General features: G+C 55.3%; 22 protein-coding genes and 2 pseudogenes. 22 read left to right on the top strand and 2 right to left on the bottom strand.

The annotated features are described in order from the left end of the window. Positions 1 to 82 precede the first annotated feature (82 nt). The 4 genes from urtB to urtE are packed head-to-tail and all read left to right on the top strand — an operon-like array spanning position 83 to position 4,250. Positions 83 to 1,663, top strand: a complete 1,581-nt coding sequence (gene urtB, locus D4100_RS07460; protein ID WP_065506071.1) for an urea ABC transporter permease subunit UrtB — start codon at positions 83 to 85, stop codon at positions 1,661 to 1,663. Then, on the top strand, positions 1,663 to 2,739 hold the full coding sequence (gene urtC / locus D4100_RS07455) for an urea ABC transporter permease subunit UrtC (protein WP_065506072.1): 1,077 nt from the start codon (positions 1,663 to 1,665) through the stop codon (positions 2,737 to 2,739). Before urtB ends, urtC begins: the two co-directional genes overlap by 1 nt. Further along, positions 2,736 to 3,542 (top strand): urea ABC transporter ATP-binding protein UrtD, encoded by an 807-nt coding sequence (gene urtD, locus D4100_RS07450; protein WP_065506073.1) that lies wholly within the window; start codon positions 2,736 to 2,738, stop codon positions 3,540 to 3,542. The genes urtC and urtD overlap by 4 nt, the downstream gene beginning before the upstream one ends. A gap of 9 nt (positions 3,543 to 3,551) precedes the next feature. Then, a complete protein-coding gene (gene urtE / locus D4100_RS07445; protein WP_065506074.1) occupies positions 3,552 to 4,250 on the top strand; it encodes an urea ABC transporter ATP-binding subunit UrtE in 699 nt (232 codons plus the stop codon). Positions 4,251 to 4,298: 48 nt separating this feature from the next. Here urtE and D4100_RS07440 read toward each other — a convergent pair. Further along, positions 4,299 to 4,689 (bottom strand): annotated as a pseudogene (locus D4100_RS07440) (Tn3 family transposase); the annotation flags it as partial. Between D4100_RS07440 and D4100_RS07435 the strand changes: the two are divergent. Further along, positions 4,676 to 4,744 (top strand): annotated as a pseudogene (locus tag D4100_RS07435) (recombinase family protein); the annotation flags it as partial. The pseudogenes D4100_RS07440 and D4100_RS07435 overlap by 14 nt on opposite strands. On the opposite strand, the gene D4100_RS25585 reads toward D4100_RS07435, so the two are convergent. Beyond that, positions 4,740 to 5,153, bottom strand: a complete 414-nt coding sequence (locus D4100_RS25585) for a hypothetical protein (protein WP_147417745.1) — start codon at positions 5,151 to 5,153, stop codon at positions 4,740 to 4,742. The pseudogene D4100_RS07435 and the gene D4100_RS25585 overlap by 5 nt on opposite strands. A gap of 322 nt (positions 5,154 to 5,475) precedes the next feature. Between D4100_RS25585 and D4100_RS07430 the strand changes: the two genes are divergently transcribed. The 17 genes from D4100_RS07430 (at position 5,476) to D4100_RS25765 (ending at position 23,760) form a co-directional block, all read left to right on the top strand. Continuing rightward, positions 5,476 to 5,652, top strand: coding sequence for a DUF2165 family protein (locus D4100_RS07430; protein ID WP_119803850.1), 177 nt, complete (start codon positions 5,476 to 5,478; stop codon positions 5,650 to 5,652). A gap of 427 nt (positions 5,653 to 6,079) precedes the next feature. Continuing rightward, positions 6,080 to 6,241 (top strand): hypothetical protein, encoded by a 162-nt coding sequence (locus tag D4100_RS25670; RefSeq protein ID WP_158586336.1) that lies wholly within the window; start codon positions 6,080 to 6,082, stop codon positions 6,239 to 6,241. A gap of 15 nt (positions 6,242 to 6,256) precedes the next feature. Next, a complete protein-coding gene (locus D4100_RS07425) occupies positions 6,257 to 7,324 on the top strand; it encodes a phage tail sheath family protein (protein WP_119803848.1) in 1,068 nt (355 codons plus the stop codon). Positions 7,325 to 7,589: 265 nt separating this feature from the next. After that, a complete protein-coding gene (locus D4100_RS07420; protein ID WP_119803847.1) occupies positions 7,590 to 8,039 on the top strand; it encodes a phage tail protein in 450 nt (149 codons plus the stop codon). A gap of 14 nt (positions 8,040 to 8,053) precedes the next feature. Continuing rightward, complete coding sequence (locus D4100_RS07415) at positions 8,054 to 9,124, top strand: phage tail sheath family protein (RefSeq protein WP_119803845.1); 1,071 nt, start codon at positions 8,054 to 8,056, stop codon at positions 9,122 to 9,124. A gap of 20 nt (positions 9,125 to 9,144) precedes the next feature. Continuing rightward, positions 9,145 to 10,236 (top strand): phage tail sheath family protein, encoded by a 1,092-nt coding sequence (locus D4100_RS07410; protein WP_119803843.1) that lies wholly within the window; start codon positions 9,145 to 9,147, stop codon positions 10,234 to 10,236. Between the two features lie 35 nt (positions 10,237 to 10,271). Continuing rightward, positions 10,272 to 11,468 (top strand): phage tail sheath family protein, encoded by a 1,197-nt coding sequence (locus D4100_RS07405; RefSeq protein ID WP_119803841.1) that lies wholly within the window; start codon positions 10,272 to 10,274, stop codon positions 11,466 to 11,468. A gap of 46 nt (positions 11,469 to 11,514) precedes the next feature. Next, on the top strand, positions 11,515 to 12,747 hold the full coding sequence (locus D4100_RS07400; RefSeq protein ID WP_119803839.1) for a phage tail sheath family protein: 1,233 nt from the start codon (positions 11,515 to 11,517) through the stop codon (positions 12,745 to 12,747). Further along, the gene (locus D4100_RS07395) at positions 12,747 to 13,199 is read left to right on the top strand and encodes a phage tail protein (protein ID WP_420876394.1); all 453 of its coding nucleotides are present in this window, start codon (positions 12,747 to 12,749) and stop codon (positions 13,197 to 13,199) included. Before D4100_RS07400 ends, D4100_RS07395 begins: the two co-directional genes overlap by 1 nt. Continuing rightward, the gene (locus D4100_RS25665; protein ID WP_158586335.1) at positions 13,196 to 13,363 is read left to right on the top strand and encodes a DUF5908 family protein; all 168 of its coding nucleotides are present in this window, start codon (positions 13,196 to 13,198) and stop codon (positions 13,361 to 13,363) included. Before D4100_RS07395 ends, D4100_RS25665 begins: the two co-directional genes overlap by 4 nt. Continuing rightward, the gene (locus D4100_RS07390; protein ID WP_119803835.1) at positions 13,360 to 14,052 is read left to right on the top strand and encodes a CIS tube protein; all 693 of its coding nucleotides are present in this window, start codon (positions 13,360 to 13,362) and stop codon (positions 14,050 to 14,052) included. The genes D4100_RS25665 and D4100_RS07390 overlap by 4 nt, the downstream gene beginning before the upstream one ends. Next, positions 14,045 to 15,628 (top strand): phage baseplate assembly protein V, encoded by a 1,584-nt coding sequence (locus D4100_RS07385; RefSeq protein ID WP_158586334.1) that lies wholly within the window; start codon positions 14,045 to 14,047, stop codon positions 15,626 to 15,628. The genes D4100_RS07390 and D4100_RS07385 overlap by 8 nt, the downstream gene beginning before the upstream one ends. A gap of 22 nt (positions 15,629 to 15,650) precedes the next feature. After that, a complete protein-coding gene (locus D4100_RS07380) occupies positions 15,651 to 16,073 on the top strand; it encodes a GPW/gp25 family protein (RefSeq protein WP_119803831.1) in 423 nt (140 codons plus the stop codon). Further along, entirely contained in the window at positions 16,070 to 16,489 is a 420-nt protein-coding gene (locus D4100_RS07375; RefSeq protein WP_119803829.1) for a hypothetical protein, read from the top strand. The genes D4100_RS07380 and D4100_RS07375 overlap by 4 nt, the downstream gene beginning before the upstream one ends. Before the next feature lie 67 nt (positions 16,490 to 16,556). Then, positions 16,557 to 19,199, top strand: a complete 2,643-nt coding sequence (locus tag D4100_RS07370) for a baseplate J/gp47 family protein (RefSeq protein WP_119803827.1) — start codon at positions 16,557 to 16,559, stop codon at positions 19,197 to 19,199. Next, entirely contained in the window at positions 19,192 to 22,104 is a 2,913-nt protein-coding gene (locus tag D4100_RS07365) for a hypothetical protein (RefSeq protein WP_119803825.1), read from the top strand. Before D4100_RS07370 ends, D4100_RS07365 begins: the two co-directional genes overlap by 8 nt. A gap of 30 nt (positions 22,105 to 22,134) precedes the next feature. Next, positions 22,135 to 23,760 (top strand): tail fiber protein, encoded by a 1,626-nt coding sequence (locus D4100_RS25765; protein WP_199685658.1) that lies wholly within the window; start codon positions 22,135 to 22,137, stop codon positions 23,758 to 23,760. The last annotated feature ends 9 nt before the right edge of the window (positions 23,761 to 23,769 follow it).

Genomic DNA, 23,769 nt, shown 5'->3' with positions numbered 1-23,769 from the left:
GTCATCCCGCAGGGCGCCGCAGGCTGCGCCCGTCGTAACGGTAGGGGCCGGGCATGCCCGGCCCCTGCAGAGGAGGCAGCTGATGCAATCCCCATTCTTGTTCCCTTTCCGCTTCTGGCTAGGGTTGCTGTGTTGCCTGCCGATGTTCGCGCAGGCTGGGCCGGCCGATGACTTTGCCGCGGCCAATCGCACGCAGCAGGCCAAATTGTTGCAGGCATGGGCGACCGCGCCGGACGCTGCGCGCCTGCCGTTATTGCAGGGGCTGAAGCAGGAAAACGTGGTGATCGACGAGGCCAAACATGCCTTTATCCAGCGGGGCGAAGCTTATCACCCGCTGGATGGCGTAGCCCCGCCGGTCGGCACGCCGAAAAAAGTGTGGTTGAACAACCGGCTGCGCATTCTGATCGCCAACGCGCTGTCGGCGCATCGGCTGGTCAGTGACGATCCTGCGGTACGTTTACAGGCGGCGCAGGCCCTGCAACGCGAGGCGCAAAGCGATCAGTTGCCGCTGCTGGCCCAGCGGCTGGCGCAGGAAAAAAACGCCCGGGTGCATGATGCGCTGAGCATCGCGCTGGCGAATCTGCAACTGAGCGACGCCAATCCGCAGGTGCGCCTCAACGCCGTGCGGCTGCTGGGCAGCTCGGGGGCGCCGGAGACGCAGCCAAGGTTACAGGCATTGACCGACGCCGCCCACGAGCCGGACGCCGCAGTGCGTGCCGAAGCCTTGAAAAGCCTGACCAGCGTGAAACACCGGCTGATGATTGGCGATCTGATCGGCCAGGCGTTTACCGGCCTTTCGCTCGGTTCGATCCTGCTGCTGGCGGCGCTCGGGTTGGCGATTACCTATGGGCTGCTGGGGGTGATTAACATGGCGCACGGCGAAATGCTGATGCTGGGCGCCTACTCGGCCTACCTGGTTCAGGGGCTGTTTCAACAGTTCGCACCGCAGTGGCTGGCGTTGTATCCGCTGGTGGCGCTGCCGGTGGCGTTCGCCATTACCGCCGGCATCGGCATGGCGCTGGAGCGCACGGTGATCCGTCACCTGTACGGCCGGCCGCTGGAAACCTTGCTGGCGACCTGGGGCATCAGCCTGGTGCTGATCCAGGGGGTGCGGGTGCTGTTCGGCGCACAAAACCTGGAGGTCGCCAACCCGGCCTGGCTGTCGGGCGGCATTCAACTGCTGCCTAACCTGGTGCTGCCGTGGAACCGCATTGCGGTGATCGTATTTGTGGTGCTGGTGCTGGCGCTCACCTGGTTGCTGCTGAACAAAACCCGTCTTGGCATGAACGTGCGCGCCGTGACGCAGAACCGTGCGATGGCCGCCTGCTGCGGCGTGCCCACCGGGCGCGTCGATATGCTGGCGTTCGGTCTGGGATCCGGCATTGCCGGGTTGGGCGGGGTGGCGCTGTCGCAGCTGGGTAACGTGGGGCCGGAACTGGGCCAGGGCTATATCATCGACTCGTTCCTGGTGGTGGTGCTCGGCGGCGTGGGTCAACTGGCCGGCACCGTGGTGGCGGCCTTTGGCCTTGGCATCGTCAACAAAATTCTTGAACCGCAGATTGGCGCCGTGCTGGGTAAAATCCTGATCCTGGCGCTGATTGTCCTGTTTATTCAAAAACGTCCTCAGGGGCTGTTTGCCTTCAAGGGCAGGGTGATCGACTGATGAGCCAACCATTAACTCTCACTGGCGTGCAGAAAGCCCCCCGGCTGGCGCTGAGTATCGGCGGGCTGGCGTTGCTGGCGCTGTTAATCATGCCGTTTTTGGCCCTGTTGCCGGCGGACCACCCGTTGGCGATCTCCACCTATACCCTGACGCTGGCGGGCAAAATCCTGTGCTACGCCGTGGTGGCGGTGGCGCTCGATTTGGTGTGGGGCTATGCCGGGCTGCTGTCGCTGGGGCACGGGCTGTTTTTCGCTCTCGGCGGCTATGCGATGGGCATGTATCTGATGCGACAGGCGGCGGGAGACGGCTTGCCGGCGTTTATGTCATTTCTGTCGTGGAGCGAGCTGCCCTGGTTCTGGAGCGGCACCCAGTATTTCGCCTGGGCGCTGTGCCTGATGATATTGGTGCCCGGCGTGCTGGCCTTTGTCTTTGGCTATTTCGCCTTCCGTTCAAAAATCAAGGGCGTCTATTTCTCGATCATGACCCAGGCGTTGACCTACGCCGGCATGCTGCTGTTCTTCCGTAACGAAACCGGTTTTGGCGGCAACAACGGCTTTACCGGTTTCACCACGCTCTTGGGGTTCCCGATTACCGCCACCGGCACGCGGGTGGCGCTGTTTCTGGCCACGGTACTGCTGCTGGCCGCCAGCCTGGCTATCGGCTTCGCCCTGGCGCGCAGCAAGTTCGGCCGGGTGCTGACCGCCGTGCGCGATGCGGAAAACCGCCTGACGTTCTGCGGTTACGATCCCAAAGGCTTCAAGCTGTTTGTCTGGACGCTCTCTGCGGTGTTGTGCGGGCTGGCCGGGGCGCTGTATGTGCCGCAGGTGGGCATTATCAACCCGGGCGAGATGTCGCCGACCAACTCGATCGAGGCCGCTATCTGGGTGGCGCTGGGCGGCCGCGGCACGCTGGTGGGCCCGCTGCTCGGCGCCGGTATCGTTAACGGCGCCAAGAGCTGGTTCACCGTGGCGATCCCGGAATACTGGCAATTCTTCCTTGGCCTGATGTTTATCATCGTCACGCTGTTCCTGCCGAAAGGGGTTATCGGCCTGCTGCGCAGGGGGAAATCGCAATGAATTCGCTGCAAATGACCGACGATCTGTTTACCCAACCGCTGCCTGCCGACAAGCACCGTCAACAAACCGATCCGGTGCTGGTGCTCGATAACATCAACGTCAGCTTCGACGGCTTTCGCGCGCTGAGCGATCTTTCGCTGCAGATTGGCGTCGGTGAGCTGCGCTGCGTGATCGGGCCCAATGGCGCGGGCAAAACCACCTTGATGGATGTGATCACCGGCAAAACCCGGCCGGACAGCGGCAGCGTGTTTTACGATCAAACCGTCGATCTGACCGCGCTGGACCCGATGCAGATAGCCCAGGCCGGCATTGGCCGCAAGTTCCAGAAGCCGACGGTGTTTGAGGCGTTGACGGTGTTCGAGAACCTGGAGATCGCGCAGAAAACCCAGAAGTCGGTGTGGGCCTGTCTGCGCGCCAGGCTGAGCGGCGAACAGCGCGATCGTATCGATGAAATGCTGCAAACCCTGCGGCTGAGCCACGAACGGCACCGGCCGGCCGGGTTGCTGTCCCACGGGCAAAAGCAGTTTCTGGAGATCGGCATGCTGCTGGTGCAGGAGCCGCATTTGCTGCTGCTCGACGAGCCAGCGGCCGGCATGACCGATGCGGAAACCGAGTACACCGCCGAGCTGTTTCGCTCGCTGGCGGGCAAGCATTCGCTGATGGTGGTGGAGCACGATATGGGGTTTGTCGAAACCATCGCCGACCACGTCACCGTGCTGCATCAGGGCCAGGTGCTGGCGGAAGGTTCACTGGCGCAGGTGCAGGCCAATGAGCAGGTGATCGACGTCTATCTGGGACGCTAAGGAGCCACTATGTTGCAAGTAAACGAACTGAATCAGTATTACGGCGGCAGCCACATTCTGCGCGGCCTGTCGTTTGAGGCCAATATCGGCGAAGTGACCTGCCTGCTGGGGCGCAACGGCGTGGGCAAAACCACGCTGCTGAAATGCCTGATGGGGCTGATCCCGGCCAAGAGCGGCACCCTCCATTGGCAGGGCAACCTGATCAACGGCAGAAAACCGCATCAGCGGGTGCAGGCGGGCATTGCCTATGTGCCGCAGGGGCGGGAGATCTTTCCGCGCCTGACGGTGGAGGAAAATCTGCTGATGGGATTGGCGCGCTTTTCCGGCGCCGAAGCACGCAGCGTGCCGGAGAATATCTATGAGCTGTTCCCGGTACTGCGGCAGATGAAGGATCGGCGTGGCGGCGATCTCTCCGGCGGGCAGCAACAGCAATTGGCGATTGGCCGCGCATTGGCCTGCCGGCCGCAACTGTTGATCCTCGATGAGCCGACGGAGGGGATCCAACCTTCGGTGATCAAAGAGATTGGCGCGGTGATCAAACAACTGGCGGCGCGCGGCGATATGGCGATCCTGCTGGTGGAACAATTCTATGACTTCGCCGCCGAGCTGGCGGACAGCTATCTGGTGATGTCGCGCGGCAGCATCGTGCAGCGCGGCGCCGGCAGCGCGATGGAGCAGGATGGGGTGCGCGGGCTGGTGGCGATCTGAGTTTTGTTAACGGGTTGGGGGGGGACTTTGAGGCTGGACGTTGAGAATAACATACAGGGTATTCCACAGGGAGATCGCAGCCGTCAGCAGCGTCAGTCCACTGGCGGGATAGCTCTGATTCTCTGGTTTTCGGTCCCTGATTTCTCTCAGTCGGTGCATGAATACCGCACGCGCCAGCGCATTACGGGCTTCTCTTTATTCAGCCCCGCCGACGCAGTGCAGGATCGCGGAACCAGTCGAGCATAAACAGCGTTCGCTCAATACGACCAATCTCTCTCAGTGCTTTGGCAAGTCCATTTTGTTTGGGGTAGCTGGCCAGTTTTTTCAGCATCAGAGATGCCGTTACAGTCCCCTGTTTTATCGAGGTTGCCAGGCGGAGAATTTCACGCCAGTGTATTTCGATCTCTTTGATATTCGGGCGGGTTGAGGATATCAGCGGAACAAAACTTGACCGCCCGGAGCTGGGACGCTTACTGATGGACAGTCACACTAATTAAAAGGGTTTTTACCATCATATATGATGTTTATTTGATGAAAATGTATATCATCCAATGAAATCACCTCTGTTACATGACTCCCAGAAGTGACGGGAGCTGAGCGCAGGTAACGAGGACTATTGAAGACAAAAATAATGCAATACATAGCACTTAACGCGTATCTTTCTTCACCAAGAAACAAATAGTTATGTGCATTCATGCCATTCATAGCATCTTTAGCTAAGGTGATATACACCCCTTTTTTGGCATTTTTTCCCCTCCGTTCACGATTTGGATTTGCTGATATTTTTCTTTGCATTTTTATCGCATTGAGTCCTTCCTTGGAAGTGTAATGAATGTAAACAATTTTCCCGTTAAACAAACCATTGTTGATGTGCATATTAATACGATGGTCTTTACTGAACACTGTAGCTACTCCCATAAATCACAAGAAAATTTAATCGGCTTAGGATGGTTAATATAATGAATAGATTCCATATTTATAATCAGTTATGGGTTATCCGGCATGACTAACAGATAGCTGTGGGAAAACTACATTGCTCTTAATACCGGGGAAGCCCTTATAGTACAATAATTTTCGATATCCAAACTGACCCCGTTAAGGGTGTCTGCCGTTGTAAGATTAGTTCTTACAATATATTCGTCAAGATACTCCAGGAGGTTACCGACTGTAAACCGCAGTCATCTCGGGGAATCGGATATTCACATAATAATAATTAAGGATAATTATGAACGAAATCGCTGCGTCACACCTGTCTTGCATCGTCCTGTCGCTGTTCCCGGCCCTGTGGGGCCTTGGCTTTATGGTGATAGCCGGCGACTGGTTTATGGCCTGGCAGGCCAGGGACAACCCGCCTGTGTCATGGCTGCTCTCTGTATTGCCATTGAAGAAAATATGTCCCTGAATGTTTCAATCAGCCCGGTGACCTGCCTGCAACTGACAGCCATCAAAGGTTTTTTCATGCAAAAAATGGAACTGCAACATTAATTATTTTTAATTATGCAATTAAAAATAATTAATGTTATTTGTACTTAAACTGAATTATTTTTATTGCGAGTAATTTTTATTTATGTAACACGTTGTTTTTATTTAATTAAATGAAAAAACAATATTTAATGTTGAATTGATTCGTTTTTGAGCTTAGGTTTTAATCAGGACGGCATTGATTATTGTGGCTTATGATTTTGTTTGATTTTCTCGCTTTCCCGCTGTTTCAGAAGATAACGCCATCCATATATAAAGGAGCAGGCGCCTCTTTATGGTCAAGTGACACATTTTTTTAATAAAATCCTGGCGTATGCCAGTGGCGGTAGCGTGGTTTTTATTAAAGGTTGAACAACGTTAAATTTAATCTGGAAGCCAGGTTCCTGATAGTGATACAGGGCAACCATCAACTGCAATCAGAGAAGGTAAATATGGCCACGACCGCTGAAGAGATCGCCGTACAGCAGGTGACGTTGATGGCCGATCGGGTCACCATTCAACCAGTCTGATCACGGGGGTTTATTATGGCTATTGTCACCAGTTATCCCGGCGTATATTCAAGTGAAGACGCATTGCCGAATTTTTCAATAACCGGCGGCGCTATGCCAGTACCGGCTTTTTTAACGACTCTTTCAGAGAGTGGTGCCCCAAAAAATAAAATCTGTTATTTCCAATCATGGAGCGATTTTAAAAAAGTTGTTCCCGGCGAACATTGGAATGCAAAATACTACAATACATTATATTTGTGGTTCAGTAATGGTGGTGGCGGCTGCTATCTGATCGATTATCCGGAAGTCAAAAAAATTTCGGCTATGGATGATGTGACTTTGGTTGTTGCACATGGGCGCAATAAGAATCTTATTCCCAACATAGCGGCGCTATGCGGCCCAGGAAAAAACCGTTTTGTCTTGCTTGATGGGCCGATGGAAAGAATCACTCCAGACGCCGTTCCTGCCGAGGTGACTACCGATCTGCCTGAGTCACCTTATGCGGCAGCCTGGTATCCAGGGGTTTATTCAGACAAATCAGGCACCACTGTTCCCCCCAGCGCCATTGCCGCCATCAGCATCGCCAAAACCGAGCGCACCCGCGGCGTGTGGAAGGCACCCGCCAATGTCGTCATTAACGGCATCACCCCCCGCTTTCCGGTCAGTGACGATTTACAGGGCCGTTTTACCCAGGGCAAGGCGCTGAATATGATCCGCACTTTCCCGGGTATGGGTACGGTGATGTGGGGGAGCCGCACCCTGGATGACAGCGACAACTGGCGCTATATCCCGGTGCGGCGCCTGTTCAGCATGGTGGAGCAGGATGTCAAGGCGGCGCTGAACAAATTGGTGTTTGAAGCCAATAGCCAACCGACCTGGCTGCGGGTGAAAGCGGCGGTGGATAGCTATCTTTACCGCTTGTGGCAGCAGGGCGCGTTGCTTGGCAATAAAGAAGACGAAGCCTGGTTTGTGCAGATTGGCAAGGATATCACCATGACGGACGAGGATATCAGGCAGGGGAAAATGGTGGTTAACGTGGGGCTTGCCGCCGTCCGGCCCGCTGAATTTATTCTTCTGCAGTTCCGACAGGATATTGCCCGCTAGTTTATTGAAGGAAAATAACCTTGCTTACAGCTATCGCCGCTGCCGGTAATTCCATTGAGAATAAGCGTCTCTGGAAATATCAACCGGCGAGGGTAGCGGCAGAGGTGAAAAATAACGAGGTCAAATACCCGTAGCGAGGGACGGTAGCGTGATTTTTCGCTTACCTGAATAAGCTCATCGGGACACGTTCAGTTGCCGCCTTCCCGCAACTCGAATTATTTAGGTATAGAACAACCATTAACCGCAATCAAAAAAGGTAAAGAATATGGCCACGACCGCTGAAGAGATCGCCGTACAGTATCCTATCCCCACCTACCGTTTTGTTGTCATCCTGGGGGACGAGCAGGTTCCCTTTACCAGCGCCTCCGGCCTGGACATCGCTTACGACACTATCGAATACCGCGATGGCACCGGTAACTGGTTCAAAATGCCGGGGCAGCGTCAGGTTCCCAGCATCACCCTGAGCAAAGGCGTTTTCCCGGGTGAAAATGCGCTTTATAGCTGGATTAACGCCATCCAGCTTAATCAGGTGGAAAAGAAAGACATCATGATTAACCTGACCAACGATGCCGGCACAGAGGTGCTGATGAGCTGGAACGTCGCCAATGCGTTTCCCACTTCTCTGACGTCCCCTTCTTTTGACGCCACCAGTAATGAAATTGCCGTACAGCAGGTAACGTTGATGGCCGATCGGATCACCATTCAACCAGTCTGATCACGGGGGTTATAATGGCGATTATCACCAGTTATCCCGGCGTGTATTCAAGTGAAGACGCATTGCCGAATTTTTCAATATCCCATAGCGCTACGGTCGTGCCTGTTTTTTTTACTTCCCGTAACGAAGACGGCGTGCCCAAGGATAAGGCAGTTCAGCATTATCAGTCATGGGCGGATGTTAAGAAAGCCGTTCCAGAAGATTACTGGAATATGCGGTACTACAACGTGTTGTATCTGTGGTTCAGCCATGGCGGCGGCGAGTGTTATCTCGTCGATTATTCCAATGTAAAAGACGTTGCAGCATTGGATGATGTCACGCTGATAGTTTCTACATATAGAAATGAGTTTGTTATTCCGCAAATACCACTATTAACCGGCCCCGGGAAAAACCGGTTTGTCTTGCTTGATGGGCCGGAGAAAAGGATCACCCCAGACTCCGTCCCTGCCGAGGTGACTGCCGATCTGCCTGAGTCCCCTTATGCGGCAGCCTGGTATCCAGGGGTTTATTCAGACAAATCAACCATCGTCATACCGCCCAGCGTCATTGCCGCCATTAGCATCGCCAAAACCGACCGCACCCGCGGCGTGTGGAAGGCACCCGCCAATGTCGCCGTTAACGGCGTTACTCCCCGGTTTCCGGTCAGTGACGATTTACAGGGCCGTTTTACCCAGGGCAAGGCGCTGAATATGATCCGCACCTTCCCGGGTATGGGTACGGTGATGTGGGGGAGCCGCACCCTGGATGACAGCGACAACTGGCGCTATATCCCGGTGCGGCGCCTGTTCAGCATGGTGGAGCAGGATGTCAAGGCGGCGCTGAACAAATTGGTGTTTGAAGCCAATAGCCAACCGACCTGGCTGCGGGTGAAAGCGGCGGTGGATAGCTATCTTTACCGCTTGTGGCAGCAGGGTGCGTTGCTTGGCAATAAAGAAGACGAAGCCTGGTTTGTGCAGATTGGCAAGGATATCACCATGACGGACGAGGATATCAGGCAGGGGAAAATGGTGGTTAACGTGGGGCTTGCCGCTGTCCGGCCCGCTGAATTTATTCTTCTGCAATTCCGACAGGATATTGCTCAATAATTCATTGAAGGAAAATAACCATGCCTACAGTTACCTCAACTCCAGGGGTTTATATTGAAGAGGACGCGTCTCCGGCAATTTCAGTCAGCCAGGGCGCGACCGCCGTTCCGTTATTTATTACCCCGTTGACAGCTATCGATGCAGGAAGTCTCGACGTTATTATCCGCGTCAGCAGTTGGCTCAGTTTTACGCAGCTGTTTTCTGCCGGAACCGACAAGAAGCAAGCAACCGCATATCAGGCGATTCGGCTCTATTTTCAGAATGGCGGCGGTGCATGCTATGTGCTGGCGTTGAAGGATGAGAAAGCTGGAGCTCTCAATACGTTGCTCGCTCAGATTGAAGCCGTGGGGGAGATCACGTTATTTTCTGCGCCTTACAATGTTGCAGCATTTCGCAAGATCGTCTACGAGGCATTAGCCCCATTGCTGAATAAAAATCAGGGCTATTTCCTGTTGGCCGACAGTGCCGATGGCAAGGTGCCTGCCGGGATCGACGAATCCTCTCATGCCGCGGTTTATTACCCCACTCTGCTGCCTGTCGGCGACAATGCCGAGGCTGTGATGCCCTCTGCGCTGATGGCTGCCGTGTATTGCAAAACCGACCGTGAACGCGGCGTCTGGAAAGCGCCGGCCAATGTGGTGTTGAGCGGTATCAGCGATGTCAGCGTGCGGGTCACGGATAACGCTCAGGGAGCGATGAATAAACTGGGCATTAATGTGATCCGTTATTTCAGTGGCCGCGGCGTGGTGGTGTGGGGGGCGCGCACGCAGCAGAACGATGATAACTGGCGTTATATCCCGGTGCGCAGGCTGTTTGACGCCGCAGAGCGGGACATCAAAAAGGCGATGAGGAGCCTGGTGTTTGAACCGAACCACCAACTGACCTGGCAGCGGGTGCAAACGGCGATTGAAAACTACCTCCACAGCCTGTGGCGGCAGGGGGGCTTAAGCGGCAACAAAGCCAGCGAGGCCTACTTTGTGCGCATCGGTAAAGATCTCACCATGACAACGGATGACATCAATCAGGGCAAAATGATTGTTCAAGTGGGCATGGCTGCGGTGCGGCCGGCGGAGTTCATTATCCTGCAATTTACCCAGGATATGCCGCAGTAATTCCCCTGTGTTTAATTGACCGAAGGAAAATAACCATGCCTACCGTGACCTCAGTTCCAGGTGTTTATATTGAAGAAGACGCCTCTCCGGCAATTTCAGTCAGCCAGGGCGCGACCGCCGTTCCGTTATTTATTACCCTGTTGACACCTATCGATAAGGGAAATCTCGACGTTATTATCCGCATCAGCAGTTGGCTCAGTTTTACGCAGCTGTTTTCCGCCGAAACCGCCGAAACCGCCGAAACCGCCGAAACCGCCGAAACCGCCGAAACCGCCGAAACCGCCGAAACCACCGAAACCACCGAAACCACCGAAACCACCGAAACCGGCAACCAGGCGCAGCAGGCTGCCTCATATCAGGCGATCAGACTCTATTTTCAGAATGGCGGCGGCGCATGTTATGTACTGGCAACGGCAGCGGGAGACGACGACGCTTTCAAGGCATTGCCTGAACAGATTGAAGCCGTGGGGGAGATCACCCTGATTTCTGTACCTGAAAATGACGCAGCATTTCGCGAGAAGGTCTACGCAGGATTAAAAGAATTGCTGAATAAAAATCAGGGCTATTTCCTGTTGGCCGACAGTGCTGATGGCGAGGTATCTGACAGTCTCAAAAATTCCTCTCATGTCGCGGTTTATTACCCCGCTCTGCTGCCTGTCGGCGACAGCGCCGAGGCTGTGATGCCCTCTGCGCTGATGGCCGCCGTGTATTGCAAAACCGACCGTGAACGCGGCGTCTGGAAAGCGCCGGCCAATGTGGTGCTGAGCGGCGTCAGTGACGTCAGCGTGCGGCTCACGGATGACGATCAGGGCGCGCTGAATCTCGCAGGTATTAATGTGATCCGTTATTTCCGTGACCGCGGAGCGGTGGTGTGGGGGGCGCGCACGCTGCAGAACGATGATAACTGGCGCTATATCCCGGTACGCAGGTTGTTTGACGCCGCAGAGCGGGACATCAAAAAGGCGATTCTCCCCATGGTATTCGAACCGAACCACCAACTGACCTGGCAGCGGGTGCACACGGCGATTGAAAACTACCTCCATAGCCTGTGGCGCCAGGGGGGCTTAAGCGGCAACAAAGCCAGCGAGGCTTACTTTGTGCGCATCGGCAAGGATGTCACCATGACCACGGATGACATCAATCAGGGAAAAATGATCGTTCAGGTGGGCATGGCCGCGGTGCGGCCGGCGGAGTTCATTATCCTGCAATTTACCCAGGATATGTCGCAGTAACGCCTCCGAGCCGTTCGTTTCTTCATGCAAATAAAAGGACACCCTGATGGCAATGGTCAATCCCGGGGTTTCGATCGACGAAACCCTGTTAACCCCCGCGCCGGCAGGCGACCCGGTAACGGTGCCGCTGTTTATTGGTTATACCCTTGAGGCTCAGGGCGTAACACGCATTGAAACTATGGTGCCGCATAGCGTGGGTTCTCTGACTGAGGCGATATCCCTCTTTGGCCGGCATGGAACGCTGGCATTGGCTTTGCGTCACTTCTTTGATAATGAGGGGCAGGGGTGTTATGTGCTCTCTCTGGGGGCAGGTGCGGCGGAGGACACCCAGCGTTTAAAGGCGCTGGTTACCGCATTGCAGAGTGCGCAAATGCGCGAGGCGATAGCCGCAGATAACCATACCGGTTTATTGCTGGCTCCAGAGATCAGCGAATTAAACGATCTCGCGCTGGTTTCCGGTTTCGACGCTGCGGCGCTTTGGTATGAAAGTTGGCAGGCGTTGCTGCAATTATGCAACCTGGGGCAGCAACGCTTTGCGCTGCTTGAACTGCCGGATGAACCTTCTCAGGCCATTGAGCTGGCAAACGGCCTGTTTTCCGCCGAACTGTGTCAAAACGGCGCAGCCTGGTGGCCACGCCTGGAAACCCGCTATGTGGCCGATACGGGGGAGGATAATGCCTATCGTCTGCTGTCGCCACTGCCGGCGGTAGCCGCGGCCATTCAGCGCAATGCCGTTGAACGCGGTGTTTGGCAGGCGCCCGCCAATATTCCCCTGGCGAAGACCCTCCGGCCTGCCCGAAATATTCTTCAGTCTCAGACATTGCTGAATCAACAAGGCGTTTCCTGCAACCTGATCCGCAGTTTCCCGGGGAAAGGGGTTCGTCTGTGGGGGTGTCGAACGCTCTTAAACGATCGGACGACCCCCTGGCGCTATATTCAGACCCGGTTACTGGCAAACAGCGTGGAGAGTCAGATTGGCCGGCTGGCACGCGCTTTTATGTTTGAGCCGAATAATGCGCTGACCTGGATGAAACTGAAAGGTCAAGTCTGGACATGGCTACGCCAGCAATGGCTGGCCGGCATGTTTTACGGTGCGACGGAGGAAGAGGCTTTTACGCTCGGTATCGGGTTGAACGAAACCATGTCCGCCGAAGATATAAGCGCCGGCAAAATGATCCTCAGGGTTCAATTGGCCCTGTTGGCGCCGGCGGAGTTCATTGATATCAACCTGACGCTGGACATGCGTGACGGCGCAGAAACAGCATTAAATGGGAGTTGATGATGGATACGCCGGTTGTTGCTCATCGTTTTATGGTCAATTTTTTATTCAACAATATCCCGAGCCCGTTGGATATCGCTTTTCAGCGCGTGTCGGGTTTATCGCGCGAGCTGGCGGTGAGCCAGCACCGTGAAGGCGGGGAGAATGCGCGCAACCTTTGGCTGGCTGAACAGGTCAATCACGGCAGCCTGGTGTTGGAGCGTGGCGTGATGAACGCTTCGGTGCTGACGCAGCAGTTTGACCGCGTTCTGCGTCGGGAAAGCACGCTGTGGGCGAACGTGGTGATCATGCTGTTGAACGAATCCTCTTTGCCGGTGACAACCTGGACGCTGAGTCATGCACTGCCGGTGCGCTGGCAAATGGGCGATTTGGATGCCGCCAGCAATACCGTATTGATTAACACGCTTGAACTCCGTTATCAGGACATGCGCATGCTGGGGATAAAACTATGACTATCGAGATCCGGGAACTGGTGATTCAGGTTCAGGTGACGGAACCGACACCATCGGCCGCGCCGTTGTGGGCCACAGGCCCCACGCCATGGGATGAGCAGCGGTTACTCGAAAAGCTCAAGCAGGAAATCCTGGAGCATCTGTTGGAAAGGGGGCACCTGTGAGCCTGCTCGAACGCGGCCTGGCAAGGCTGACCATCAGCGCCTGGAAAGATCGGGAAGGGAAAATCCCTGCGGGTAGTATGAAGGTAATGTATAACCCGGAAAGTATTCACCTGGATTATCAAACTCGTTACCGGACGGAAGATACCATCAATAAATCTTCTCAAAGTAATCGCTTTGTGATCTCCGAACCGCTCGGCCTCAGCCTCAACCTGCTGTTCGACGGCCAGATGCCGGGAAACTCCACGCCGGTGGAGGCCCAACTGGCGATGCTGAAATCACTTTGCGCGGTGGATGCCGGCACTGACTCCCCCTGTTTCCTGCGTATCACCTGGGGGAAAATGCGTTGGGAAAACAAAGGGTGGTTTGCCGGGCGAGCCAGCGCTCTGTCCGTTACTTATACCCTGTTTGATCGTGACGCCACGCCGCTGCGCGCTACGGTGCACCTTAGCCTGGTGGCAGATGAAAGCTTTGTCATTCAGCAGACGGAAAAGAATCAGAAAGCCCCCTCCAGTGCGCTGGTCAGCGTAACGGATCTGGCCTCTTTGTCTCAGGTGGCCATCAGCGCCGGCAGTACGCTGGCCGGCAGCGTGGATTACCTGTCGCTGGCCTGGGAGAACGATCTGGATAACCTGGATGACCTTGCGGCTGGGGACTATCTGCAGGCGACGAAAGGGGAGGGGTATGAATAATATCGTCCTGAAAATAGCCGGGAAGATTTGCCGGATTGGCATTACCCGGCTGCGGGTGCAGCAACAGATTAATGAGATCCCTTCCGCGCAGCTGGAACTGCAGATCCCAACAGACAGCAATGACGCAGACGAGACGCAGACGTTGAACGCGGTAGGCAGTTTTACCACCGGGGCAAGCGTGGTGATTGAACTGGATAATGCCACGCTGTTCAGTGGTTATCTCACGCAAAAGAAAATGTCCCTGCGGGGTAAGCTGTGGTCCGTCAGGCTGGAGGCGCGCCATGCTCTGCAAACGCTGACGTTTTTCCCCCGCAGCCGGGTATTTCGGCAACAAGACGACGGCGCAATACTGAACACGCTGTTTCGGCAGGCCGAGGTGACGATGGCCCGAACGGCGGCGAAGCAACTGAGTCGTCAACACGAACAACTGGTGCAGTTTCGTGTTAGCGATTGGCATTTCATGCGCAGCCGGCTGCTGTCCACAAACTGCTGGATGTTGCCCGATGCCGCGTCAAACAATGTCAGGGTCGTTCCTCTGGCAAAGCCGGAGAGGCAGCCCCATAGACTTGATCGCCATAGCGATCGCGCTGGGTACAGCCTGTATGACATTGACCTGACGTTTGATAATCGCTTCACGCCCGATAGCCTCTCGTTGCAGGGGTGGGATATTGCTACGCAGCAACTCAGCCCGGCATTCAAAAGCGGCACATCCCAATTTGATCCCTGGAAAACGACATCCGGCATCGGTCCGGCGACGCCTTCCTGGCGGCGGCAGGCTTATCTTCAGGCGTTCAGCTGCCTGCCGGAAACCTCGCTCGATACCCTTGCGCGCTCCTGGATGAACCACCTGCAGCTGACCGGGGTGCAGGGGCGTATTGAATTGGACGGAACGCGGGATTTTAAACTGGGGGAGAGCATCGAACTGAACAAATTCGGTGCCGGCCTGGATGGCACCGCCATACTGACCGGGGTGAATCAGCGGTTTGATACGGCGCAGGGGTGGCGGAGTGAGTTATTGATTGGCATGCCGGGTGCCTTGCTTGAGCCGGTTCCCCCGGTTCAGTCTCTGCATATTGCGACGGTGGCGGAATTTACCGCCGATCCGCAGCAGTTGGACAGAATCCCCATTTATCTGCCGGCGCTTAATCTGCCTGGGGAATCTATTTTTGCCCGTTTGGGCAAACCCTGGGCCAGCCATGGCAGCGGTTTCTGTTTTTACCCTGAGCCCGGCGACGAAGTGGTGGTGGGATTTATTGAGAACGATCCGCGCTACCCGATTATTTTAGACGCCATGCATAACCCGAAAAACAACGCGCCATTCCCGCCGGATAAAAAAAATAATCGCAAGGGCCTGGTTATGAATAGTGCCGATGCCAAGGCGTCACTGCTGATTGACAGTGAAAATAACACGCTGACGCTCTCTGAAGGCAAGAGCAGCATCACCCTCACTGGCAAGGGTGCCGAAAGCCTGCAGCTCAGGGCGGATGCCATTATTCAGCAGGCGGAAAAGGGGCTGTCGCTTCATGGGAAAACGCAGGTGGAAATTACCAGCGCCAGTATCAATATGAAAAAATAATATCGCAGCAGCGGGGCTAATCATGAATGACGATATATTAGTTAATACCCTGGGACGATGCTGGGCTTTTCCGCCAAAATTTTCCCCTGAAACGGGGGTGAAAATGGCGGGTGGCACGGACGCCGTATTACAGAGCCTTCAGGTCCTGTTCATGACCGAACCCGGCGAGCGGATTATGCGCGAAAGCTGGGGGGGCGGTATGAATGACTTTCTGTTTGAAAACATTTCCGATGAGCTGTTGGCGAGAATACAGAGTCGGGTTGAAGAGAGTATTTTGCGCTACGAGCCGCGGGTGGTATTGAAAGCCGTCACCATTCAGCCGGCAAGTGATGAGGCGAGCCGGTTACGGGTACAAATTAGCGTCTCTCTTTCCGGAAGCGATATTACTGAAACCCTCGAGGGGACGTTTAATCTCAATGAAGGCCAGACGCTGAGGTTATTATGAGCAATATTGTCATTGTGGATGGTGACCAACTGATTTTTGAAAAAATATTTGGCGCATATACGGTGATACCCATCGGCGCTACGTTAATTAATGGCAGTGGTGAAGCCAGCATCAATAATAAAAAAATATGTATTCTGGGCGACGAGAAAAAGGTCTCGATTAAGGCAGCCTATACCAGTCCCGGTTTCCCCATTTCGGGAGACGGCACCATTACCATCGCCGCGCTGGCGCCGGATCAACAGGCACCCTTTGCCACAGCCACGACGCCGGTGATTGTGGTGGGCAGCCGGTTTACGGCGCTGTTTACGCCCGGTAAACCCGCCGGCAACGCGCAGTCAGGCCTGGAACCGGCCCCGGTACCGAGCACGGGAAGCGGGCAATTTACGCACAGCCAGTCTTTTGTTACGGCGGGGTAGATCCTGTCTTGTGGCTCTGTAGCCAGGGTTGCCTATTTTCCGTCATCAGAATATGAGTGAAATAATTATGTCTGACCTGGAAGAACTGAAAAAAAAGCTGGCTGTCGCGGTGGCAGAAAGCACCTTTGAATTGGAGCCGCGCACGGCGGCGGCAGTGCTGAAAAATATCGAGGAATATACCCGGCTTATTCCCTTTGCCGGCGATAAAAATGCCACCTGGGACCGTTTTTGGCTGGCTGAACGGACGCCGGATAAACTGGGTGAGATTTATCGGGATGTTTCTCTGGCGGGCAGAGCATTGCCGCCGCATCAGGCTTTTTTACTGGCATTACTGCGGTTGCTGGAAACGCCCAGGCTGTTGATGAATACCCTGCCGGCGCGGCACCGCTCGCTTTACTACCAGAATTTGCTGGGTTTTTCCCCGCGAGACAATCAGCCGGATCGGGTGGTGGTCAGCTTTGCGTTGCAGAGGGATATCGCGCAATACCTGTTGCCGATCGGTACGCCGCTGGATGCGGGCCAGGACGGCGCGGGGAATGCGATCCTTTACCGCACCGACGAGGCGCTGTTGATCACCCGGCAGCGGCTTAGCCAGCTGTGCTGGACGCGTCAGGAGAAGCCCGGTGAGGTGGGCAGTGAATGGTGGATCTGCACTGCGCTGGATCAGGATAACAATATCGATCTGCCAGCGGACGGTATTCGGCTGTTTTCCGCCACGGACAATGAACAAAAACTGAATCAGAACATTTTTCTGACCTTGCCGCCTGGGCTATTGAATGCCGACGTGCAACTGGAGGCGCGTTGGGAAACCGAGGATACGCGCGGGCCGCTTTTTTCGTTGGTGGGCGATAACGCGTATCTCGATTTCCGGCCGGCCGGCACTGATGGGCAACGGACAGTGTATGTTTTATCTTCCGCAACCTTGCGCAGGGAGCGGGAAGAAGCCCCACAGGCGTGGAAAACCCCGCATCTAGCGCTGCGGTTTCCTGCGGGAGAAGCGGTTGTATTACCCGCTTCACTGACTCTGACGGTCAGCAATGATCCGGCAGTCAGTTATCTTTCCCACAACAGGGACGGCCATATCCATGCTTTCAGCTTTCCTTTCGGTTTGCAGCCTCAGTTGGGCAATGCGTTTGAGCTTGCGCTGCCTGCGGCGTTTTTACGCACCGGCGGTGAGCTGACCATTGAGCCACGGTGGCACGACGTGCCGCAGGAGAGTTTCCCCCGCTGGTATGCCGATTATCCCGAGCCGCCGGCGGATAATGCGGTCTTCAAGGTGCGGATTCATCTGCTTACCCCGGAAGGAGGGCTGTGGCAAAGCGAAGAGCAAGCGCTGTTTTCCGGTGAGGGGGTGCCACAGGGGGCGGCCTTGCGCGTCATGCTGCCGGCGTTAGCCGCCGCTGTTTCTGGTTGCACTGTCAGGGTGGAACTGTGCAGTTCTGATTTTTTACACGCAGCCTGGCGGCAGGCGCCCGCCGGCAAAAATGCCCCCTGGACGCCGCAGGTGAGCGGTATCGACACCCATTTTCACTGTGCGTTGCCCCTGCCCACGATGGCAAAAGCGCAGAGATCGACGCAGATTGGACAGGCGTTATACCTCGGATTCAGCGAGGTCGCTCCCGGCGACTCGCTGTCGGTCTATTGGTCGCTGAGTGCGTCGGAGGCGCTGGCGCTTTCGTGGTTCTATTACAGCCAGCAAGAGGTCTGGTTGCCGCTGGAAGCGGAGCTTCTGGACGGCACCGGCGGGTTGTCCGCCAGCGCGCTCTGGCAGGCGACCTTGCCGGCGGATTGCGCCCCGGGCGGTGATGGCCGCGCAGCCGAGTGCTATTGGATAAAAGCGATCCCGGCCGGGGGGGCAACCCTTTCCACCGACAGGGCGCCGATGCTGCGGGCGGTGATGGCCGGGGCTATGACCGCAACTCTGGATAACACGACCGACATTGATGACAGCCATTTTGTTCAGGCATTGCCGGCAGGCACCATTAGCCAGTTAGTCAGCCCGATAGCGGAAATCAGCCGCGTCAGCCAGCCGCTGCCGTCCACTGGCGGGAAGGTTCGCGAAACGGAGGAAAAGATGTTTGCGCGGGCAGCCGCCCGAATTACCCACCGCCGGCGCGGCATCACCTGGGGAGACATGCGCAGCCTGTTAATGGAGCAATACCCCCAGCTGTTTGATGTGCAAACGCCCGGGGTGGCCCAACTCAACCGGATCCCCGCCCCGAAGACCCAGCAGTTGCTGGTGATCCCCGACAGCCGCTACCGGGACAACGATGACGCGCTGCGCCCGGCGTTAAGCCCCGGGCGCCTGGTAACCATGGCCGAGTGGCTGGCGCAGTACGTCAGCCTGTGGGTCACCCCAGAATTGGTTAATCCGGTATATATCGATATCACCGCGCGCTATCGGGTGACGTTTACCGCCGGGATCAGCGCCGGGTACGGCTACCAACAGTTGGCCGGCTGGCTGCAACGGCGGTATATGCCCTGGGGGGAAAACCAACAGCTGGCGGTTACGCCCGGCAATCAACTGGATTATTACCAACTGTTGGCGACGATCCAGCAATTCCCTCTGGTGCAGCGGGTACTCGCCCTGACGCTGACGGACCAGGACGGGGTGGATCAGCAGCAGACTATTATCGCCGGCGACAATGAAGTCCTCATTCTACTTCCGGAACCTGAGGCAACCAGCCTGAACGGAGAGCACCATGTCTAAAGAAAACGCGTTGTTTCAGCGGGTAAGAGACGATATTTCCTTTGACACGCTTTGGCGGCAGGTCACGGAGATCATCGAGCCGCTCAGTGGGAACCTCTGGACGGATACCGGCGATCACGATCCCGGCATGACATTGTTGCAAGCCCTCACCTGGAACAGCGCCGATCTCAGTTACCGGGCCAGCTTGTCGCTCAATGATCTGCTCACCCGCGCAGGGCAAGAAAATCTGTTTCCGGCGGACTTTGGCCCGCATCAGGTACTGACCTGCAATACGGTGACGGAGGAAGATTACCGTCGGGCGCTGCGCGATCTGCACGGCAGGGACGTGGCGATTGCCGGCGGCGCGCCCGATTTTCTTTTCCAGGATGCTCGCCTGATTAAAGAGCCGCAGGAGAGCCGTTTCCACTGGTGGTATGACGCCGAAAAGCGGGAGTACAGCTTTGCAGAGCCGACGAAGGTCGGCAGTGAGGGTCAGCAAGAGATGACATTGCGCGGGAATTATTGGCTTTACCTTCTGCCAACCCGCTATACCCTGACGCTGTCATCGGATGAGCGCACCAAGGTGGAACGGTATCTTGCCGATTTTCTGGCTAATCACCGTAACCTGGGGGAGAAGGTCTCGCGGATCCTCTGGCTGGAACCGGCGGCGTTCAGCCCGCAGATAACCCTTGAGCTGTCTGATGACGTAAGGGATGTGAATCAGATCGTGGCGCAGGTTTTCCAGGTAACCGGCGAGCTGTTGCTGCCCCCGGCCAGGCGTTATACCGGCGAAGAGCTGGGCAAACTGGGTTACGGTAGCGAGGAGATCTTTGAAGGCCCGTTTTTACAGTATGGCTGGCAACGGGATTCGGCAGCGCTGATCTCGGATAAGGGAATAACCCTTAATCTCAGCTTGCTGTTTAACCGGTTGCTGGACATTGATGGTGTGGCCGGCGTCATGCGGTTTTCCGCCGGCAGTTTGCCTGCGCAGATCACGGCCGAGGGCGGTGACGCCTGGTCGTGGCAGGTGGCCTCCGGTTTTTTCCCGCAGTTATGGGGGGATGATCCGCTGACGCTGCTGACCTCTCAAAGCAGCCCGTTGACCCTGATTGCCAAAGGCGGGATCAACGAAAGGGCGGAGCACGATAAAGTGGCCGCCTATCTGAGCACGCCGCCACCGCAACCCACGGCCCCGGTTGTGATGCCGGCCGGGCGGCTGCGCGATCTGGCCGCTTATACGCCCGCCGGACAGCGCCTGCCGGAGTGCTATCAATTGCAACGGCCCGACGAGGTCATTGACGATCGCGTACGCGAATTGCACCAGTTCCTGCTGCCTGCCGATCAGCAATTGGCCGATGGCTGCGCGGAGCTGGCGCTGCTGCCCCATTTGCTGGCGTTTACCGAGCGGGATAAAACCAACCTGATCCGCGGCACCCTCTGGCCTTATGCCAAAGACTCGGTGAATCAGCAGGTGCATCAGGACTATGCCGCTGAACTGACCCAATTTCAGCAGCAGGATGCCGCCATCTTTTCCGATGACGGCGGCGCACTGAACAGCGAAAACTTTTACCGTGAGCTGGATTATCTGCAATACCTGCTGGGGTATTTCGGCACCCGCCGGGCGCCCAGACCGCTGACGCTGGATCTGGCGGATTTTCTCGCCACCCAGCGCGCTTATCTGGCGCAGCAGCCGTCGCTGGGCTATGACCGGATCAATATTCGCGTTGACCGGGTATCCGCGCTGCAAAAACGCATCGCGGCGCGCATTGGCCTGAACAGCGAATGCTTCGCCGATAACCCGGACCTCAGCCAACTGCCTTTTTATCTGATTGAGCATCGCCAATTGCTGCCGCTGATGCCGGATGCCGCTTTTACGGATGAAAAGACACCGGATAATTTCAGTATTGCAGGGCAACAGGTGACCCTCACGCAAAAAGGCAGCGCGGGTAAAATCGTTCAGGGGCAATTGGTTGATCTGATCCTGATCGAAGAGAGCAGCAAACGGAATGTGAGCCGGCAGTTGGTTATCGCCACCAGCGGGGACAGTTTTACGCTGAGCACCGCCAACAGTAAGCAGTTGGCGAATAACCTGCATAACTTACAGGCCGCCTGGGCCGGCAAGAACCTGCGTTGGCGAAACAGCGATGTCTGGCTGCAGGACATGGATTACCGGCTGAATTATGCGCAGAAAGATAGCCAGCCGACGGATAAAAATCAGCGTCTGCTGGCCAGCAACGATCAGAGCCCTTACCCCGCAATGGCCGAGGTTGGCGACAGCATTGTCATTCGCCCGGCGACGCTTTCACTGACGATGAATGGCCAGGCAGAAAAAACGCCGCAGGTTTCGGGCGACAGCGACGACTGGCTGCTGAAAGCCACCGTGAAAGCGCGGGATCCGGTGACCGGGACAGTGCTGGTGGAGAAAGAACAGGGCAGCCAGCAGGACTTCCCGCCAGAACAGGATGCCTGGCGTTTTCAATGGAGTTTTAGCGGCTCAGGGCATGCCATCAGCGACCGTTTTTCCTTTGTCGTCAGCCTGGTACACAACCGCGGGCTGTTCGAGGGCGGCAATATTGATGCAGACGGGCTGATTAACTGGGTGCAACAGACCACGATGGCCGAATTCCCGGCGCATGTCGCGCTGGTTAACCATTGGCTGAGTGACTCGGCATTCAACAACTTTGCCCAGACCTATCAGCGCTGGCAGAACGACGGCAACCCCTTGGGTGACGACGCCTACGCGATCATGCAGCTATTGACGTTGGGGCACCTGCCGGTCAGCGAGCTGGGTATTGGGCTGATGCGTATCGCCACGGAAGATCAACGTGAGGCAGTGACAGGCAGCGACGGCAGTGAATGGCATACCGATGTCATTCTCAGTGAAGAATTGTTTTATATACCGCAAGACGTCCCGGGCACCAAATAAGCGCTGAAAACGAATCTGGAGAGAGGAAAAATGACTGATATTAATAACGGAAAGAAAACACCGGTGAGCAAAGCAAAGAAAAGCACGGCGGTGAAAAAAGAACCGGTGGTGGCGAAGACCGAGCGGATGCTGCGCGCTTTACCCAACGCGGAGGCGTTAAAAGCGCGTTTTAAAGCCGGGAGTATTCCTTTGCAAAGCGATTTTTCTGATTTGATTGATATGGCGGATATTGGCGTCAAGGCAGTAGGGAGCGAAGAGACTGGTTGGGGGTTAAGAAAAGACCATAAGGAACGTCTGGCATGGGACCCCAAGTTTATTTTTAATACTTATTATGATTTATCTGCGTCAAAAGATAATAAGAGACTCTCGCTTAACAATGTTTATGCCGGCGAAATGTCGATGCACAAAAAAACGGCCATCCTTGCATTCGAACCTGCGTCTGGTCCTCATAAAGCAACAAATGAGAAAGTCGGGGATAACACACTCTTTATGGTTCCGGCGGTTAAAATAGAATCGAATGGAACGAGAGAATACATAAAAGTGCGTATTATTGCTGAAAAAGCAATAGGGGAAGGGAGTGGGGCGGTTCCGTTCGAATATGTGAATGGTGGAACTAATACCGATCTTAATATGTGGTACAGGTTTACACTGGACCCCGGAGCAGATGATTTCACTGACAGTACATTGGTAATAGATCCTCTTATGCTTGGGGTTTATTATATTCCAGATTTCGCCAACGACCCTAAGGGAGAGATTATTTCTCTTTTAAATGTAAACTTTATCTATACCAGCACCATACAGATTATAAAACCGTCAAACGGTATCGCCATGGTTGAAAGCGGCCTGGCGATAAAACTGGCGAAAGGTAGTCATAACAATGGCGGCGGCGGTCAGGGGACGGATGGCGCAACTGACGGGAGCGCCGGCGGGTTGAATTTGAGCTCGAATGGATTGTCGATAGACGCCGGGATCGGGATTCAAATTGATGAGAAAGGGCTGGGTGTTAAGCTGACGGCCAACAGTGGGTTGAGTGTAGACGAGAGCAAAGGCTTAAAAGTGCAATCTGGCGCTGGGCTTCAGGTCAATGGGGACGGTATCGGTCTGCTTCCTGAACAAACCTTCCAGAAAGGCATGATTATGATGTTTTCTGGTTCTGCTACTCCTGCGGGCTGGGCCTTATGTGATGGCAATAACGGTACGCCTGATTTGGTTGACCGCTTTATTATGGGGGGTAATCTTAGTGGCATTAATGGCGTTTCATCAGCGAAATTTACGGGAGATAAAAATAACAAAAAATTTTCAACCAGTACGAACAATAACAATTCACAAAATATTACGGTAAAGGTGGGGGGAACGGCATTGACGGTTGATCAAATGCCTTCCCATAGCCATGAAACTGGGCAGAGGTATTCTACAATTAATGCTGTTGATAAATATGGATTTGTTGTAGATAAAGTTCCATTTTCTGGCTATTATATTGTGAACAACTCACCAGTGATTGCATACGGTACTAGTCGTTACGTCTATCCTTATACCCAACCTATAGGGGCAGGGAAATCACATACCCATAGTTCCAGCGCTACATTGCCTGCGCATCAGCACGCCATAGATATCACGCCACCCTACTATATCTTGGCCTTTATTATAAAGCTGTGACGATTTTCC

It is taken from the genome of Serratia inhibens, assembly GCF_003591175.1.
GTDB lineage: Bacteria > Pseudomonadota > Gammaproteobacteria > Enterobacterales > Enterobacteriaceae > Serratia > Serratia inhibens.
The sequence above is the reverse complement of the archived record's forward strand: the minus strand, read 5'-3'. Positions and strand labels throughout refer to the sequence as shown.